The organism is Proteus sp. GOKU, assembly GCF_015475555.1.
Taxonomy (GTDB): Bacteria; Pseudomonadota; Gammaproteobacteria; order Enterobacterales; family Enterobacteriaceae; genus Proteus; species Proteus mirabilis_B.
The window spans coordinates 1,137,149-1,153,856 of record NZ_CP034105.1; the positions used below are offsets into that span (position 1 = coordinate 1,137,149).

The 16,708-nt window shown below is 40.3% G+C and carries 15 protein-coding genes and 7 tRNA genes; 5 read left to right on the plus strand and 17 right to left on the minus strand.

Features of this window, described 5'->3' with window-relative positions:
• The first annotated feature begins 359 nt into the window (after nucleotides 1-359).
• The 4 genes from EHE21_RS05220 to EHE21_RS05235 all read left to right on the plus strand — a co-directional run bounded on the left by EHE21_RS05220 (nucleotide 360) and on the right by EHE21_RS05235 (nucleotide 4,107).
• A complete protein-coding gene (locus EHE21_RS05220; RefSeq protein ID WP_088493445.1) occupies nucleotides 360-749 on the plus strand; it encodes a metal resistance protein in 390 nt (129 codons plus the stop codon).
• 84 nt (nucleotides 750-833) lie between these two features.
• On the plus strand, nucleotides 834-2,873 hold the full coding sequence (locus EHE21_RS05225) for a protein-disulfide reductase DsbD family protein (protein WP_194952037.1): 2,040 nt from the start codon (nucleotides 834-836) through the stop codon (nucleotides 2,871-2,873).
• Nucleotides 2,873-3,604 carry a DsbA family protein gene (locus EHE21_RS05230; protein ID WP_194952038.1) on the plus strand — a complete coding sequence of 244 codons (732 nt, stop codon included), beginning with the start codon at nucleotides 2,873-2,875 and terminating at the stop codon, nucleotides 3,602-3,604. Before EHE21_RS05225 ends, EHE21_RS05230 begins: the two co-directional genes overlap by 1 nt.
• Nucleotides 3,604-4,107 (plus strand): protein disulfide oxidoreductase, encoded by a 504-nt coding sequence (locus tag EHE21_RS05235; RefSeq protein ID WP_194952039.1) that lies wholly within the window; start codon nucleotides 3,604-3,606, stop codon nucleotides 4,105-4,107. The genes EHE21_RS05230 and EHE21_RS05235 overlap by 1 nt, the downstream gene beginning before the upstream one ends.
• 8 nt (nucleotides 4,108-4,115) lie before the next feature.
• Here the strand turns inward: EHE21_RS05235 and EHE21_RS05240 are convergent, their stop codons facing one another.
• The 6 genes from EHE21_RS05240 to miaB all read right to left on the minus strand — a co-directional run bounded on the left by EHE21_RS05240 (nucleotide 4,116) and on the right by miaB (nucleotide 10,338).
• Complete coding sequence (locus tag EHE21_RS05240) at nucleotides 4,116-4,802, minus strand: hypothetical protein (RefSeq protein WP_194952040.1); 687 nt, start codon at nucleotides 4,800-4,802, stop codon at nucleotides 4,116-4,118.
• A gap of 71 nt (nucleotides 4,803-4,873) precedes the next feature.
• Nucleotides 4,874-6,397, minus strand: a complete 1,524-nt coding sequence (lnt, locus tag EHE21_RS05245; protein ID WP_194952041.1) for an apolipoprotein N-acyltransferase — start codon at nucleotides 6,395-6,397, stop codon at nucleotides 4,874-4,876.
• A 7-nt stretch (nucleotides 6,398-6,404) separates the two neighbouring features.
• Nucleotides 6,405-7,286 carry a CNNM family magnesium/cobalt transport protein CorC gene (gene corC, locus EHE21_RS05250; RefSeq protein ID WP_023581153.1) on the minus strand — a complete coding sequence of 294 codons (882 nt, stop codon included), beginning with the start codon at nucleotides 7,284-7,286 and terminating at the stop codon, nucleotides 6,405-6,407.
• 71 nt (nucleotides 7,287-7,357) lie between these two features.
• On the minus strand, nucleotides 7,358-7,825 hold the full coding sequence (ybeY, locus tag EHE21_RS05255; protein ID WP_075671597.1) for an rRNA maturation RNase YbeY: 468 nt from the start codon (nucleotides 7,823-7,825) through the stop codon (nucleotides 7,358-7,360).
• The gene (locus tag EHE21_RS05260; protein WP_194952042.1) at nucleotides 7,818-8,879 is read right to left on the minus strand and encodes a PhoH family protein; all 1,062 of its coding nucleotides are present in this window, start codon (nucleotides 8,877-8,879) and stop codon (nucleotides 7,818-7,820) included. Before EHE21_RS05260 ends, ybeY begins: the two co-directional genes overlap by 8 nt.
• Nucleotides 8,880-8,907: 28 nt before the next feature.
• The gene (gene miaB, locus EHE21_RS05265; protein ID WP_075671599.1) at nucleotides 8,908-10,338 is read right to left on the minus strand and encodes a tRNA (N6-isopentenyl adenosine(37)-C2)-methylthiotransferase MiaB; all 1,431 of its coding nucleotides are present in this window, start codon (nucleotides 10,336-10,338) and stop codon (nucleotides 8,908-8,910) included.
• 205 nt (nucleotides 10,339-10,543) lie between these two features.
• On the opposite strand from miaB, the gene ubiF reads away from it, so the two are divergent.
• Nucleotides 10,544-11,731 (plus strand): 3-demethoxyubiquinol 3-hydroxylase, encoded by a 1,188-nt coding sequence (ubiF, locus tag EHE21_RS05270; RefSeq protein ID WP_194952043.1) that lies wholly within the window; start codon nucleotides 10,544-10,546, stop codon nucleotides 11,729-11,731.
• A gap of 54 nt (nucleotides 11,732-11,785) precedes the next feature.
• On the opposite strand, the gene fghA is transcribed toward ubiF, so the two are convergent.
• The 11 genes from fghA to nagC all read right to left on the minus strand — a co-directional run bounded on the left by fghA (nucleotide 11,786) and on the right by nagC (nucleotide 16,697).
• The gene (gene fghA, locus EHE21_RS05275) at nucleotides 11,786-12,616 is read right to left on the minus strand and encodes an S-formylglutathione hydrolase (protein ID WP_194952044.1); all 831 of its coding nucleotides are present in this window, start codon (nucleotides 12,614-12,616) and stop codon (nucleotides 11,786-11,788) included.
• Between the two features lie 53 nt (nucleotides 12,617-12,669).
• Entirely contained in the window at nucleotides 12,670-13,782 is a 1,113-nt protein-coding gene (locus EHE21_RS05280; RefSeq protein ID WP_088493436.1) for an S-(hydroxymethyl)glutathione dehydrogenase/class III alcohol dehydrogenase, read from the minus strand.
• Between the two features lie 20 nt (nucleotides 13,783-13,802).
• Complete coding sequence (locus tag EHE21_RS05285) at nucleotides 13,803-14,078, minus strand: metal-sensing transcriptional repressor (protein ID WP_036938507.1); 276 nt, start codon at nucleotides 14,076-14,078, stop codon at nucleotides 13,803-13,805.
• Nucleotides 14,079-14,343: 265 nt separating this feature from the next.
• A tRNA-Leu gene (locus tag EHE21_RS05290) sits at nucleotides 14,344-14,428 on the minus strand.
• 50 nt (nucleotides 14,429-14,478) lie between these two features.
• Nucleotides 14,479-14,553 (minus strand) — tRNA-Gln (locus EHE21_RS05295).
• Between the two features lie 5 nt (nucleotides 14,554-14,558).
• Nucleotides 14,559-14,635 (minus strand) — tRNA-Met (locus EHE21_RS05300).
• Nucleotides 14,636-14,667: 32 nt separating this feature from the next.
• A tRNA-Gln gene (locus EHE21_RS05305) sits at nucleotides 14,668-14,742 on the minus strand.
• 41 nt (nucleotides 14,743-14,783) lie between these two features.
• Nucleotides 14,784-14,858: transfer RNA gene (locus tag EHE21_RS05310), tRNA-Gln, on the minus strand.
• A gap of 27 nt (nucleotides 14,859-14,885) precedes the next feature.
• Nucleotides 14,886-14,970, minus strand: a tRNA-Leu gene (locus EHE21_RS05315).
• Nucleotides 14,971-14,977: 7 nt separating this feature from the next.
• A tRNA-Met gene (locus EHE21_RS05320) sits at nucleotides 14,978-15,054 on the minus strand.
• A gap of 410 nt (nucleotides 15,055-15,464) precedes the next feature.
• The gene (gene nagC / locus EHE21_RS05325) at nucleotides 15,465-16,697 is read right to left on the minus strand and encodes a DNA-binding transcriptional regulator NagC (RefSeq protein ID WP_088493435.1); all 1,233 of its coding nucleotides are present in this window, start codon (nucleotides 16,695-16,697) and stop codon (nucleotides 15,465-15,467) included.
• Nucleotides 16,698-16,708 lie beyond the last annotated feature (11 nt).

A 16,708-nucleotide genomic window follows, 5' to 3' on the forward strand; every position in this document is an offset into this window, starting at 1 on the left:
TCCTGTCGTGGTGATAAGGGATATTTGTGTTTTGCTTTGTGTTGCTTTTTTGTTTTAATTTGTTTTGATAATGTTAATAGATAGAACAAATAACATACTGTTGGGAAGTGCAATTTGTGAAATACGAGAGGTATCTCTCAATAAAAGAATGAAATCAAATGTAGTTGATTATTTTTTTGGAAGTTGTTTTCAATATTTAAAATTATTGTAGTAGAAACCTTATAGAAATAAAGGTTAAAGATGAAAAATTGAGATAATGCGAAAAATAAACTCAGTAGGGATTTGTAAAGTTTGTCTTAAGGAGTTGTTTGTCTGTGGATTACCGTTAAGATAGCGGGTCATATTGATGAGGAACATCTATGAGTAATTGGCGGTCAGGTCGCTGGCTAGTGGTGATAACAGTTTTGCTGATCTTGTGTTGCATTGTTCAGCGTTCATTAGGTGCCCACATCATTAGTGAGCGCTTAGCAACGGCTGTCTCTCAAACACAATACCCACTATCAACACCGATTGCCGATGAGAATAGCGCAACAGAGCACACTTATTCACTGTCTACCTGTGAATTGAGCGCCAAATCATTATTATCTGTTCCTCCATTAACAATAGAGCCATTTTTCCATTCATGGGCAGTATTGCTATTGTTAAGCATGGCTGCCATCTATGTGTCGCGTCAGCGTAATCAGAAAAAACATCATCATCCACCTCCTCCAATCAGACTTCACCTTCATTATTGTATTTTGAGGGATTAGAAATTTCCTTTTAGCTAAAAGATTGCGCGTCTATTTTGGGCGTGGCTCTATGTGTAGCGTTGTAGGAATTTTTAGGGAGTTGTTATGTTTCGTTCTTTTGTTATGGCGTTGATATTAACGCTATTTACTTTATCTACCTCTCAAGCAGCAGATACAGGCTGGCTAACCATGCCTGATAATTCTCATGCACAAGTTAGGGCGACAGCACAAAAGTCCCCAGCAGGTGACGTGAAAGTTTTACTTGAGGTACAGCTTGAGTCTGGATGGAAAACGTATTGGCGTTCTCCTGGAGAAGGCGGTGTTGCCCCTGAAATTAATTGGTCGCAAGATGTAAGTGCAATAACTTGGCATTGGCCATCACCTTCAGCTTTTGATGTGGCGGGTATTCACACTCAAGGATATGACAAACAAGTTGTTTTTCCTATTGAACTATCCTCTGTTCAGGCTGATCGTTTAACGGGAGTTTTAACTTTATCGACATGTAGTAATGTCTGTATTTTGACCGACTACACTTTAGATTTGGATCTTACTGAACCGGTGCCTGCTGATTTTGAATGGCAATATAATCAGGCAATGGCAAAAATTCCTGTTGGAACAGGATTAGTATCATCAGTTTCTTCTGGTTATAACAATAGCCAACTCACTATCTCTTTACAAAAAGAGCAAGGTACTTGGGTTAAACCTAATATTTACCTCGATCCCCCTGAAGGTATGCTTTATGGCATTCCAAAATTAAACCATCAAGATAAAAACTTATTTGTCACCGTTGATGTGACTGATGATTGGGGAGATGCTGCTGGCGATATCTCTGGTAAGGTACTTTCTTTTGTTATTACTGACCAAGATTTTTCTCGCCAAGTTAATGACACGATAGGGCATGGCGGAGCGGAGATTGCTCCTACTTCCAATTCAGGTGTTGGGCTTTGGAGTATTCTTGCTTTTGCGCTATTAGGTGGCTTAATTCTGAATTTGATGCCTTGTGTATTACCTGTACTTGCGATGAAAATGGGATCAATTCTACATCTTGAAAATCGCGATAAAGGGGTTATTCGCAAGCAATTTTCTGTTTCTGTTCTAGGCATCTTAGTTTCATTTTGGGCGCTAGCTCTGTTTATGACAGGTCTGCGTTATAGTCAAGAAGCCTTAGGCTGGGGAATTCAATTCCAAAGTCCTTGGTTTATTGGTTTTATGGTATTAGTTACCGCTATTTTTACTGCAAATCTCTTTGGATTATTTGAACTGCGTTTAAGCAGTAACATGAATACCAAAATGGCAACAGCAGGTGGGCAAGGATACAGCCGTCACTTTTGGGAAGGTGCATTTGCAACTTTACTCGCAACACCTTGTTCAGCACCATTTTTAGGAACAGCAGTCGCTTATGCACTTATTGCGCCTCTAAATGAACTCTGGCTTATTTTTACCGCTCTAGGGATTGGAATGAGTTTGCCTTGGATCTTAGTGGCTATATTCCCATCTATCGCTAAAGCGCTACCAAAACCAGGCAAATGGATGAATCGCCTAAGAGTGGTTTTAGGTTTTATGATGTTATTGTCCAGTATTTGGCTAATTACATTACTTATTCCGCATCTAGGATTGCCAATCGTTATGGCTATTTTTATTGCCATTACTTTGCTTTTATTGTTAGCGATAGCGCGGCATTATGGCAAAAAAACGGTATTTATTTCAGCCGTTATTGCTCTCTTTTTAGGTACGGGTACTTACTTATTTGTGGAACAACCAGCAAGCCAAACACTCGCAGGTCAAGATTCGATAAATTGGCAACCTTTATCAGAAGAAGCGATACACCAAGCATTAGCAGACAATAAACGCGTATTTGTTGATGTAACAGCAGATTGGTGTGTAACCTGCAAAGCAAACAAATACAATGTATTATTGCGAGAAGAGATCCAGGCTGCACTTTCAGCGCCAGATGTTGTCGCATTAAGAGGGGATTGGACTAAACCCTCTGATAAAATCACTCAGTTTTTAAAACAACGTGGTCAAGTTGCAGTACCTTTTAATCAAGTTTATGGACCTTGCCATAAAGATGGCGTGGTTTTACCTCCTATTTTAAATAAAGATTCAACATTGACAGTTCTTTCAGAGGCTAAAGGAGCCCAATAATGAAAAAAACACTTTCTGCACTGGTTATCTCTTCGTTACTTTTTGGTGCAAATGTGCAAGCTGCGGCATTAAGTGCTGATCAGGAAAAAGAAGTTCGCGCGCTGGTTCGTGATACGTTGATCAAAAATCCAGAAATTCTGGAAGAAGCTATCACTGCATTACAAGCACAAAAAGCAGATGAGCAACAAGCTCAATTCCGTACTGCATTAAATGCAGAGCACGACGCATTATATAACGATGCAGCAAGTCCTCGAATTGGTGCAAAAGACGCTAAGTTAGTGTTGGTTTCTTTTACTGATTATAACTGCCCTTACTGCAAACGTTTCGATCCATTATTAGAACAAATCACAAAAGATTATCCTGAAGTTGCCGTGGTGATTAAACCACTGCCATTTAAAGGTGAAAGTTCTGCAAGAGCTTCGCAAGCTGTACTTTCAGTTTGGAAAGAAGATCCAAAAGCATTCTTAGCATTACACCAACGTTTAATGCAGAAGAAAACAATGCTAGATAATGCAAGTATTGATGATGCAATGAAAACAACCAATACAAGCAAAGTGAAATTAACGGATGAAAGCTTAAAAGCGTTACAAAATAACTTAGATCTTTCTCGTAAATTAGGTATCCAAGGTACGCCTGCAACGGTTGTTGGCGATATGGTTATCCCTGGTGCTGTTGATTACGCTCAGTTAGAAGTGATCGTAAAAGAGCAACTGGCTAAAGTGAAAAAATAATGCGCAGTCGCTTACGAAAGTGGAGTAAAGAACTGATTGTTCTGGTTGTCATTTTCGTTATAGCTTCTTTTGCAATGGATTGGTGGCGACAACCTACGCCACCCTCCTTAACGAATTTACCTGAACTTTATACTGTTGATAATAAAGTTGTTTCATTGGCTGAATTGAGTGCTGAAAAGCCCTTGTTAATCTATTTTTGGGCAACTTGGTGTGGAGTTTGTAAACTAACAACACCCGCAGTAAATTCGTTAGCGCAAGATGGTTATAACGTGACATCTGTTGCGATCCGTTCTGGTGATAACGCGAAGTTAGAGCGCGGTATTCAATCTAAAGGACTAGTTTTTCCTGTAATAAATGATAGTCGAGGGGATATTTCTCAACAGTGGGAAATTAGTGCAACACCTTCATTTATTATTGTTTATAAAGGTGAAATGGTCGGCTTTACCAGTGGTTGGTCATCTTCGTGGGGATTAAAACTACGTTTATGGTGGGCTTCTATCTAAATCAGCCATCAGAATTTTAGTAAAGAAAAAAGGGTACCGGGTATGCTGACAATAAAATAAATTATTTCATAAATAATATTTTTACGTCTGCGTTCAATTTTTGCTTCTTCGGTATTTTTGGCAATTAATGCCTTTTCATCGGCAATGCGTTTTGCAGTATTAATATGTATTGGCACAATATTAATAGGAATAACGGTTTGGTTATTTTTATTAGCGGAGGTTAATTGAGCTAATGTCCAGCCATATTGATGTTGTTTATCCCCAAACGCATTTTGCTGAATAACATAACCGTAATGATCTTTACGAAAACCTTTTTCTTCGTTATCACTGGAAATTTTATGTGCATATTGCCAATAAGATTGAATATTTACAGATGACTGAATTAATTGGGATAGAGCTGGTGGTTCAAGTGGAGTGACATTAACGCGTTTAGACTCGGCCTCTTGTTTTTGTTGATCGGTAACCGCTGTTTTCCAATGCACAGGTACAATGGTTTTATCTTCAATAAGTTGGCTAATTGACTCTGGTTGTTTTGATAATACCCAGCCAAATTCATGTTCTTGTTGATTGAACATCTGGCGTTGGATCCATTTATTTTCTTTATCCGTACGAAAGCCCTTTGTTTCATTATCTGTTGATATTTCTTTAGCTCTTTGCCAAATGGCATCAAGAATATGTTCAGGATAATTTTCCATAAAAAAGCTCTCTTATTAGAAAAAGCCCAACCTAATTAATATTAACTTAATAGGGTTGGGCTTTATTCATCTTAATTACGGCGTTTAATAAATGCGATGGTAAAAAATAATCCAACCAATATCCACAATGGTGTATTACCCCATTTGTAATAAGGGGTTAACCCAGTTGTTGGTGTGATTTTTTCCGCTAAAGCGCCTTCTTCAAATTGAGGAAGTTGAGAGATTACATCACCATTGGCAGCAATAAATGCGGTGATACCGTTATTTGTCGAGCGTAATAATGGTCTTCCTAACTCTAGAGAACGCATTCTTGCCATTTGGAAGTGTTGCCAAGGGCCAATTGAATTACCAAACCACGCATCATTAGAAATCGTTAATAAGAACCGTGTATCAGGTTTGAAATTAGCGCGAACTTGCTCACCTAAAATAATTTCGTAGCAAATCGCTGCGGTTATTTTGGCATCATTAACAGTAAGCTGAGGTTGTACATATTCACCTTGGCTTAATGATGACATCGGCAAATTAAAGAAAGGCGCAAGTGGGCGTAAGAGTGATTCTAATGGTACATATTCGCCAAAAGGAACAAGATGATGTTTATTATAGCGATCGGTTGCTGGGTATTGATAAGCATAGTGTTCACCTAATGTGATGACACTATTGTAGAAACGATAGCCTTCTAATGTCGGTCGAGCATCAATAATCCCTGTCATTAAATGGGTATCTTGCTCTCTTAATTGCTTATCTAATTCTGCTAAAAAGCTTTGTTGTTGAATTTCAACATCAGGGATCGCAGATTCAGGCCAAATAATGAGATTTGCATTACCAATAAAAGGGCGACTTAAGGTGAGATAGGTTTTTAATGTGCTCTCTAATGTACCCGGTTCCCATTTTAAAGATTGTGCGATATTACCTTGGATTAATGCAATTTCTTGCGTTTCATCAGGCAAAGGTTGATACCACTGATAGGATTTAAAGCTAATAGGTAATATTAATAAAAGCAGTGCAACCACAAGGCTGTAAATTGATTTACGATAGATTGTAAATGCAATTAATCCACTAATAACGGTTAAAAGCAGCGTTATCATGGTGACACCAAAAATAGGTGCAATACCTTTTAATGGGCCATCAATCTGGCTATAACCAAACTGTAACCATGGAAAGCCTGATAATACCCAACCTCTTAAAAATTCGGTGATTTGCCATAGTGCAGGGGCTGCAAATACAAATCGCCAGAGTGTTGGTTTTGGGAAAAACTTATTCAGTGATCCTGCGAATAACAGTGTGTAGAGTGATAAATAGAGTGCTAATAAAATCACTAAAAAGATATTTACTGCAAACGGCATACCACCAAAATCAGCGATACTGACGTAAACCCAATTTACACCGCTACCAAATAACCCAAATCCCCAAGCAAAACCAAGGAATGCACCTTGGCGAGTTGTCCGGTGAGTGATTATCAGTAATAAGCCGAGTAGTGAAATTAACGCCGCAGGCCAAAAATCAAATGGGGAAAATGCTAATGTGCCAATGGCACCGAAAAAAACCGCCAGAAGGGCGCGAACCCACTGGCGGTTTAAGAAAGAGATCTTATTCATTGATATCCTATGCATCATTACCTAGTTCAGGAATTGGCGCATCATCGGGGATATGCACATAAACCTGAATGATCTTACGGCTATCAGCCATAACAACTTTAAATTGGTAATTATCAATGGTAATAGTTTCACCACGAGCAGGAAGGTGACCAAAGGCTTGCATAACTAAACCGCCAATTGTATCAACTTCTTCATCGCTGAAATGTGTACCGAACGCTTCATTGAAATCTTCTATCTGGGTTAAAGCTCGAACTGAGTAAGCGTGACGACTTAACGGACGAATATCAATGTCATCCTCATCATCATACTCATCTTCAATTTCGCCTACGATAAGCTCAAGAATATCCTCAATTGTGACGAGCCCAGATACGCCTCCGAATTCATCGATCACAATCGCCATATGATAGCGTTGAGAGCGGAACTCTTTTAATAGGCGATCAACCCGTTTGCTTTCAGGCACAACGACAGCAGAGCGTAAGACTTTATCCATACTAAATGGCTCTGCGTCAGTACGCATAAATGGCAGTAGATCTTTCGCCATTAATAAGCCTTCAATATGATCTTTGTCTTCGCTAATGACTGGGAAACGGGAATGTGCTGAATCAATAATCACATCTAAACATTCATCAAGGGTTTGATTGCGTTTTAGTGTGACGATTTGAGAGCGAGGGATCATAATGTCCCGAACGCGTTGTTCAGCAATATCCATTACCCCTTCAAGCATGTCGCGGGTGTCAGGATCAATTAATTCTTTCTGTTCAGAATCGCGGATAAGCTCCATCAGATCATCACGGTTTTTAGGTTCACCGTGGAACCACTGATTAAGCAGTGTGAGAAACCCTTTCTTAGGACCAGGGTTATCGTTACTCGAAGATTGGTCGTCGCTCATGGCGTTTTAACTATTTTTCCTCATTGAATGGTTAATTAGATATAGTATTTATCATAAAAATAAGAGAACTGTTACTCTTTTTCAATCAAATAGGGATCTGCATAACCTAAATTTTGTAAGATTTCTGTCTCTAAACCTTCCATTTCTTCGGCTTCATCATCTTCAATATGATCATAGCCCAAAAGATGCAGACATCCATGAATAACCATGTGTGCCCAATGCTCTTCAACAGTCTTACTCTGTTCAACCGCCTCTTTTTCTACTACTTGACGGCAAATAATCAAATCACCTAATAGAGGCAATTCAATTTCAGGCGGTGCCTCAAAGGGAAAAGAAAGCACGTTAGTCGGTCTGTCTTTTCCACGATAAGTGAGATTCAATTCGTGACTTTCTGCTTCATCAACAATGCGAATAGTCACTTCACTTACAGGTTGAAATTGCGGTAATACCGCTTCCAACCATGTCATAAATTGGGCTTCAGTAGGAAGCCCTTGCGTATTTTCACTTGCTACTTGTAAATCAAGGATAACTTCACTCATGATTTTCTCTCTGAAGCTTCTCTTTTTCTGCTTTGATAGCTTGGCGACGTTTTTGATCTTCCGTTTCCCAAGCTTCATAGGCGATAACAATTTTGGCAACCACAGGATGGCGAACAACGTCTTCACTGTGGAAAAAGTTAAAACTTAAGTCATTAACATCAGATAAAACTTCAATGGCATGACGTAAGCCTGATTTATTGCCTCTTGGCAGGTCAATCTGGGTAATATCCCCAGTGACAACCGCTTTAGAGTTAAAGCCAATACGCGTTAAGAACATTTTCATCTGTTCGATGGTGGTGTTTTGGCTTTCATCAAGAATGATAAAGGCGTCATTTAATGTACGTCCACGCATATAGGCGAGGGGCGCGACTTCAATGACATTACGCTCTATTAGTTTCTCAACTTTTTCAAAACCTAACATCTCAAATAACGCATCATAAAGTGGTCGTAAATAGGGATCGACTTTTTGACTTAAATCGCCCGGTAAAAAGCCCAGTTTTTCACCGGCTTCGACCGCAGGACGCGTTAATAAAATACGACGCACTTCTTGACGTTCAAGGGCATCAACAGCGGCAGCAACAGCCAGATAAGTTTTCCCTGTACCCGCAGGCCCAATACCAAAAGTAATATCATGGGTCTGGATATTGGCAATATATTGTGCCTGATTTGGTGTACGAGGTTTTATCACACCTCGCTTAGTTCGAATATTGGTCGATTTCCCAAATTCAGGAACATGCTCATCACTTTGCTCAAGCACACGGCTTTCTTTGATTGCTAGGTGAATTTGTTCAGGATCGATATCGGGGATCACGCCTTTAATTGGCGAGGTTTCCACATACAGGCGACGTAAAATACTCGTGGCTGCATTGACACACAATGATTTTCCCGTAAGTTTAAAACGGTTATCACGATGATTAATCTCGATACCTAAACGGCGCTCAAGTTGCTTAATATTATCGTCAAATGGACCACATAGGCTCATTAAACGGGCATTGTCAGCTGGCTCTAAGAAGATTTCTTGGGTCGCTACCTGTGCATGTGCTATTACTGTCACTGATTATCCTTTTGTTAAATCTGATCAATTAAGGTTGGTAAACACCTACCCCTAATTCATCTTCTTTACGTGTACGTGCAATAACGGATTCTGGAGATTCGTGAATACGTAAATCCATTTGATCTTCCGTTCTAACGACTTTACCACGTAGTGAGTTGGCATAAACGTCAACAATCTCAACATCAACGAATTTACCAATCATATCCGGTGTACCTTCAAAGTTAACCACACGGTTATTCTCAGTACGGCCAGAAAGCTCCATCACATTTTTACGTGAAGGTCCTTCTACTAGAATACGCTGTACTGTGTTTAACATTGCACGGCTAAAGTTCATCGCTTGCTGATTGATGCGCTGTTGTAGCAGATATAAACGCTGTTTCTTCTCATCTTCACTGACATCATCAGGTAAATCGGCAGCTGGTGTGCCCGGACGTGCTGAATAGATGAAACTAAAGCTCATATCGAAATTAACATCCGCAATTAATTGCATGGTTTTTTCAAAGTCGTCTTGAGTTTCACCCGGGAAACCAATGATAAAGTCTGAACTTATCAGAATACCAGGACGTGCTTTGCGTAGTTTGCGAATGATGCTCTTATATTCAAGTGCAGTATGGTTACGCTTCATTAATGTTAGAATACGGTCAGAACCACTTTGCACTGGCAAGTGTAAATAGCTGACTAATTCAGGCGTATCTTCATAAACCGCAACAATATCGTCAGTAAATTCGATAGGGTGGCTGGTCGTAAAGCGAACGCGGTCAATACCATCAATTGCAGCGACTAAGCGAATTAATTCAGCAAAACTACAGATTTGACCATCAAAAGTGGCACCACGATAGGCGTTAACGTTTTGACCTAACAAGTTTACTTCACGCACACCTTGTGCCGCTAATTGAGCAATTTCAAATAGCACATCATCACAAGGACGGCTAACTTCTTCACCGCGTGTATAAGGAACTACGCAGAAAGAGCAGTATTTGTTACAGCCTTCCATGATGGAAACAAAAGCTGAAGGGCCTTCAGCGCGAGGCTCTGGTAAACGGTCAAATTTTTCGATTTCAGGGAAGCTGATATCGACAACTGGGCTTTTAGTCCCTTTAACCTGATTAATCATTTCAGGCAAACGGTGTAAAGTTTGTGGTCCGAAGATAATATCGACACACTGCGCACGTTGACGGATGTATTCACCTTCTTGAGAAGCAACACAACCGCCGACGCCAATGATAATATCGGGTTTATTATCTTTAAAATATTTCCAACGTCCTAACTGATGAAAGACTTTTTCTTGTGCTTTCTCACGGATAGAACAGGTATTTAGCAGTAGAATGTCCGCATCTTCGGCGACATCGGTTAACTGATAACCGTGGGTGCTTTCGAGTAGGTCTGCCATTTTGGATGAATCGTACTCATTCATCTGACAGCCCCAAGTTTTAATGTACAGTTTTTTTATCGTCGACATTGTGTAAATCCGGTATTTTCAGTGAGACAATAGCTAATCATTGGAAAACGTTGCGTGTAATAAGCCAATAAGGCGGTTATTGTAGTCATTTGTGTGGTCAGTGACTAGAGCAAGTCGGCGCTAATTCTCTATGGCGTTTAGTTTAATAGAAATAAACTGAAACAGCGCTTACCTATTATTTAAAGTAATGAGTTATGGCATAACAATGATGAGTAATGTAAAAAACGATTTTGATGCAATCATCGCTGGTGGCGGGATGATTGGCGCTGCTGTTGCAATTGGGCTGGCGCAAGAAGGATTGCGTGTTGCAATGATTGAACGACAGTCTCCAGCACCTTTTGATGCGTCATCTCATCCTGATATCCGTATTTCTGCGATTAGTTGCGCATCCGTTAGTCTATTAAAACAATTAGGTGCATGGCAACATGTTTTAGCTATGCGTTCTGCGCCTTATCTTACCTTAGAAACATGGGAAGAAGAAAATGCCCATGTGATTTTTGATGCTAAAAGCCTAGGTTTACCTGAATTAGGGTATATGGTTGAAAACCGAATTTTGCAATTAGCGCTTTGGCAAGAGGCTGAACGTTATAGCAATATCACCTTATTATGTCCAAATAGTCTAAGTAAAATGACTTATTTAGATGATAAATGGAAAGTAACGCTTTCTGATGGCAGTGAAGTCACTACAAATTTAGTGGTAGGTGCGGATGGTGCAAATTCTCAAGTGCGCCAATTTGCGGGTATTGGCAGCAATGGCTGGCAATATCGCCAATCTTGTATGCTGATCACGGTGAAAACAGAATTACCTCCTGAAAAAGGTACATGGCAACGTTTTTACCCTTCAGGGCCTCGTGCTTATTTACCGCTTTTTGATAATTGGGCTTGTTTGGTTTGGTATGACTCGCCTGACAGAATTAGAAAACTGCAAAATATGTCGATGGCGCAGTTAGAAAAAGAAATTCAACATGCTTTCCCAGAGCGATTAGGCAAAGCGACACCTATTGCAGCTGGTTCATTCCCATTAACTCGTCAGCATGCAAGTCGTTATGTTGATAAAGGGATTGTTTTGTTGGGAGATGCGGCTCACACCATTAATCCATTAGCAGGACAGGGCGTTAACTTAGGTTATCGTGATGTGGACTGTTTCTTAGACTTAGTGGCTGAGGCTAAAAAACATTTCGAGCCTTGGGATTCAATGGCGTTATTGAAAAAATACCAGCGCCGTCGTATGCCTGATAATCTAGTTATGCAAGCGGGTATGGACGTATTTTATCACGCCTTTAGTCACCAATTACCGGGTTTAAAAGTCGTTAGAAATATTGGCCTTTTAGCAGCACAACATGCAGGAAAAGCGAAAGAAGCGGCATTGCGTTATGCGTTAGGTATTAAATAATTAGAAATGCGATGATCTGAGTTGGATATCAACAATAAGATCATCGCATAATTGTTACGCTTTTAAATGCTTGGCATGAAAAGCAATATGCTCACCAATAAAACTCGCCACAAAATAGTAACTGTGATCGTACCCTTGATGTAAATTCAATTGATAAGGGAACTGTTTTGTATCGCAAGCTTGAGCAAATAATTCAGGCTTCAGTTGCTCTTGATAGAAAGGATCATCGAGTCCGACATCAATACGCATAGGTAACACACTTTCTGCTTGGTTAATTAATTCAACCGCATCATATTGTTGCCACTGTGTCGTATCATCGCCTAAATAAGCGCTAAACGCTTTTTTACCCCAAGGAACAACTGATGGTGCCACAATTGGAGAAAACGCTGACACACTGCTGTAGCGTGCCGAATTTCGCAATGCAATCGTTAATGCACCATGTCCACCCATTGAATGCCCACTAATAGCACGTTGATGAGTCACAGGAAAATGCGTTTCTATTAGCGCTGGAAGTTCATCAACAATATAGTCGTACATATTGTAATGAGCATTCCATGGCGATTGTGTCGCATTAAGGTAAAAACCAGCGCCTTGTCCTAAATCATAAGCACTATCATCAGCGACATTTTCACCGCGAGGGCTAGTATCAGGTACCACTAAAACAATACCGTGTTGTGCTGCAAATTGTTGAGCACCTGATTTAGTAATAAAATTTTGCTCGTTGCAGGTTAAGCCTGATAACCAATATAAAACAGGGTATTTTTGCTCTTCTTCCATAGGAGGAAGATAGATAGCAAATTTCATCTCACAATTTAACGTCTTTGATGTATGTTGATAAACTTCTTGCCAACCACCAAAACAGGCGTGACGTTCAATCCTTTCCATTTTGACTCCTTTAAAAACAAAGACAAACCTATGAGACATAGGCTTGAGAATGATTAATCGAAATGAATAACAGTTCGGATTGATTTACCTTCGTGCATTAAATCAAAAGCTTCATTAATTTTGTCTAACGGTAGTTTATGGGTAACGAAAGGCTTAAGTTCGATATTACCTTTCATTGCATCCTCAACCATACCGGGTAATTGGCTACGGCCTTTAACACCGCCAAAAGCAGTACCTTTCCATGAGCGCCCTGTAACTAATTGGAATGGACGAGTTGAGATCTCTTGCCCAGCACCAGCTACACCAATAATAATGGATTGACCCCAACCACGATGCGCACTTTCTAATGCAGCTCTCATGACATTGACGTTTCCAATACATTCAAAAGTATGGTCAATACCCCATTGTGTCATTTCAACAAGGACTTGCTGAATAGGCTTGTCGTAGTCATTAGGGTTTAAGCAGTCAGTTGCACCAAACTGGCGCGCTAATGCAAATTTTTCAGGATTTGTATCGATAGCAAAAATACGACCTGCTTTGGCTTGTCTTGCACCTTGAAGAACGGCAAGACCAATACCGCCTAAACCAAAAACAGCAACAGAGTCACCTTCTTGTACTTTTGCCGTATTGTGAACTGCACCAATACCGGTTGTTACGCCACAACCTAATAAGCAAACTTCTTCGTGATTGGCTTCTGGATTGATTTTTGCCAGAGAAACTTCAGCCACTACAGTGTATTCGCTAAAAGTAGAGCATCCCATATAGTGATAAATAGGTTGTCCGTTGTAAGAAAAACGTGTTGTCCCATCTGGCATTAAACCCTTACCTTGCGTTGCTCTGACTGCAACACATAAGTTTGTTTTGCCTGATTTGCAAAATAGACATTCGCCACACTCGGCAGTGTATAGAGGAATAACGTGATCGCCCGGTTTAACACTGGTGACACCTTCACCGACCTCGACAACCACACCAGCGCCTTCATGACCAAGAATAGCAGGGAATACACCTTCAGGATCATCACCTGAGAGTGTAAAAGCGTCTGTATGGCAAACACCTGTATGGCTGATTTTTATGAGTACTTCACCTGCTTTTGGTGGCATCACATCAACTTCAACGATTTTTAAAGGTTCTCCTGGTCCAAATGCGACCGCTGCACGAGATTTCATGGTGTATCCTTTTTTTGTTATTAACGCAGGTAAGTGCGGATAAGTGAAATGGCATCATCAACGGAATTTTTTTGATCTTCAGGAGAAGCGACAGCATCCATAAGACCTTCACGTAAATGACTTTCGAGCACACCTGCCATCAGACCGTTGATAGCACCTCTGATGGCGGCAATTTGTTGTAATACCTGACCGCATTCATTTTCATTTTCAAGGGCAGTTTCTAATGCAAGAAGTTGCCCTTTAATTTTTCTTACGCGAGTTAACGCGGCTTTTTTTTCTGCTGGTGAGTGTGGCATACATAATCCTTAAATATACTATGGGGGAGTATAGTATCTAGGGAGATATATGTACAGAGAGATCAAGAAAGTGTGAAATGATGAGAATAAATAAAAATGATGGTGTGGGGAATGTTAGCTTTTGAGAGCAGAGGTGTCAGAAGATAAAGGGGTGATGAAGTTGAGAGAAAAGACCGAGACAAGAAAAACGTAAGAGACAAAAACAAAAAAGACCCGCAATGCGAGTCTTATCTGTTGATTTCGTGATTAACACGTTAGTAATCAATGGTGCGGGAGGCGAGACTTGAACTCGCACACCTTGCGGCGCCAGAACCTAAATCTGGTGCGTCTACCAATTTCGCCACTCCCGCAACAACTTGGAGAAAAAAAGACTCGCTCAGCGAGTCTCTCTTTCAAAATATGGCTGGGATACCAGGATTCGAACCTGGGAATGCCAGGATCAAAACCTGGTGCCTTACCGCTTGGCGATATCCCAAAAAATGGTGGCTATGACGGGATTCGAACCTGTGACCCCAACATTATGAGTGTTGTGCTCTAACCAGCTGAGCTACATAGCCGTATTGAATCTAGCTATCTTTCTTTTAAAAGATGGCTGGGGTACCAGGATTCGAACCTGGGAATGCCAGGATCAAAACCTGGTGCCTTACCGCTTGGCGATACCCCATCCGCTAATTCAATTGTCAACACACTTATTTATCAGAAATATGGCTGGGATACCAGGATTCGAACCTGGGAATGCCAGGATCAAAACCTGGTGCCTTACCGCTTGGCGATATCCCAACTGATAAATTCTTGACGAGGTTAAAATGGTGCGGGAGGCGAGACTTGAACTCGCACACCTTGCGGCGCCAGAACCTAAATCTGGTGCGTCTACCAATTTCGCCACTCCCGCAAAAAGATGGTGGCTATGACGGGATTCGAACCTGTGACCCCAACATTATGAGTGTTGTGCTCTAACCAGCTGAGCTACATAGCCATCTTTTTTTGCATAACCTTCGTCGGCGTTGCGGGGCGCATTATGCGTATTACAGACAAATCCGTCAACTGCTTTTTGCATTAATTTTCGAGAAACGTGTCCGTTTGCTCGATGGTTAATCATTTTGTCGAAAAAAGATCCAAAAAACAACCTTATTGATGAAAAATATCTCAAAGAATAAAGCGCAATAGTGTGTGAATAAAAAGAAAAAACAAAGCAGTAAGAGAAATGATATTAAGTCAAAGAGGGAAAGGATGGGGAATAATGAGTATAAAAAAAGAAATGAGGTGAGAAACTCACGCTACATTTCTTTTTCTTTGAATATTACTGATTGAATTTTAGACTTATTTCACAATGAAATTCAGAAAAGTATACATTCAACGCAAAAAGTATAATTTATCAACAATAAATTACTTTTCTAATAGCTGTTGAAGCAATTCTCCGTTAAGCATTGCGCGTTTAGTCAAGGCAAAAGCCCCTATGGCAGAACGATGATCAAGCTCTGATGTGACGACAGGAAGCTCTTCTCTGAATTCTTTTAATACTTGTGTATTAATGCAACTTTGAATTGAGGGAAGTAAAACTTCAGCTGCTTCAGTCAATTCACCCGCTAAAACCACTTTTTGTGGGTTAAATAGGTTAATGGCAATTGCAATAGCTTTACCTAAGTGTAAACCCACTTGTTTGATGGTTTCGACTGCTAGCGGGTCATTTTTAACAGCGGCTCGACAAATATCTTGGATTTGGCACTGTGTTGGCGATAAATACTGGCTTGGATAGCCTTGCTCTAATTGATAGCGTACTTTCGCCTCGATTGCTGTATTGGATGCAATCGTTTCTAAACAACCAAAGTTACCACAATGGCAACGTTCACCTAGAGGGTCGATTTGAATATGACCAATCTCTCCTAAGTTACCACGTTGGTTGAGCAGAATTTTATTATTAATAATAACACCAGCACCTGCACCCCGATGGATACGGACGAGTAATGAGTCTTCACAATCTCTTGTAGCACCAAAATAGTTTTCAGCTAAAGCTAGGCTTCGAATATCATGTCCTGCATAACAAGGCAGACTAAAGCGTTTTTCTAAGCTATTTACCAAAGCCCAATTATCCACTTTCATATGAGGCATATAACGAACAATGCCTTTATTTGGATCAACAAGACCGGGTAAGATCACGGAAATTGAAATAAGCTCACGAATACGACGCTGATTTTGTTTAATAAAATCATCAATTGCATTGATAAGCAGCGCTTCAACTTCATTTTGAGTACTTTGTTCTAAAGGGTAGTGTTGCTCAATGATGACTTTTCCACTTAGATCATAAAGAGCAACAGTGGCATCATTACGCCCCAATCGCACACTGACTGTATTAAAATTGCGGTGTTCAACAATAATAGAAATTGCGCGACGTCCACCTGTTGATGCTTGTTGATCAACTTCTTTAATTAAGCCTCGTTCAAGCAACTGACGAGTAATTTTAGTCACACTGGCTGGTGCTAGCTGGCTTTGTTCGGCTATTTGGATACGGGAAATTGGCCCGTGTTGATCAATCAGTCGATACACAATCGCACTGTTAAGTTGTTTAACAAGATCGATATTGCCAATTTGCGTTTCAGTGTTGTTATGACTCATCAGCATATACATCCATT

Bases quoted from the DNA above. Each gene is read 5' to 3' on its own strand.
- EHE21_RS05220 (WP_088493445.1), top strand. From the start codon at position 360: ATGAGTAATTGGCGGTCAGGTCGCTGGCTAGTGGTGATAACAGTTTTG.
- EHE21_RS05225 (WP_194952037.1), top strand. From the start codon at position 834: ATGTTTCGTTCTTTTGTTATGGCGTTGATATTAACGCTATTTACTTTA.
- EHE21_RS05230 (WP_194952038.1), top strand. From the start codon at position 2,873: ATGAAAAAAACACTTTCTGCACTGGTTATCTCTTCGTTACTTTTTGGT.
- EHE21_RS05235 (WP_194952039.1), top strand. From the start codon at position 3,604: ATGCGCAGTCGCTTACGAAAGTGGAGTAAAGAACTGATTGTTCTGGTT.
- EHE21_RS05240 (WP_194952040.1), bottom strand. From the start codon at position 4,802: ATGGAAAATTATCCTGAACATATTCTTGATGCCATTTGGCAAAGAGCT.
- lnt (WP_194952041.1), bottom strand. From the start codon at position 6,397: ATGAATAAGATCTCTTTCTTAAACCGCCAGTGGGTTCGCGCCCTTCTG.
- corC (WP_023581153.1), bottom strand. From the start codon at position 7,286: ATGAGCGACGACCAATCTTCGAGTAACGATAACCCTGGTCCTAAGAAA.
- ybeY (WP_075671597.1), bottom strand. From the start codon at position 7,825: ATGAGTGAAGTTATCCTTGATTTACAAGTAGCAAGTGAAAATACGCAA.
- miaB (WP_075671599.1), bottom strand. From the start codon at position 10,338: ATGTCGACGATAAAAAAACTGTACATTAAAACTTGGGGCTGTCAGATG.
- ubiF (WP_194952043.1), top strand. From the start codon at position 10,544: ATGATGAGTAATGTAAAAAACGATTTTGATGCAATCATCGCTGGTGGC.
- fghA (WP_194952044.1), bottom strand. From the start codon at position 12,616: ATGGAAAGGATTGAACGTCACGCCTGTTTTGGTGGTTGGCAAGAAGTT.
- EHE21_RS05280 (WP_088493436.1), bottom strand. From the start codon at position 13,782: ATGAAATCTCGTGCAGCGGTCGCATTTGGACCAGGAGAACCTTTAAAA.
- EHE21_RS05285 (WP_036938507.1), bottom strand. From the start codon at position 14,078: ATGCCACACTCACCAGCAGAAAAAAAAGCCGCGTTAACTCGCGTAAGA.
- nagC (WP_088493435.1), bottom strand. From the start codon at position 16,697: ATGCTGATGAGTCATAACAACACTGAAACGCAAATTGGCAATATCGAT.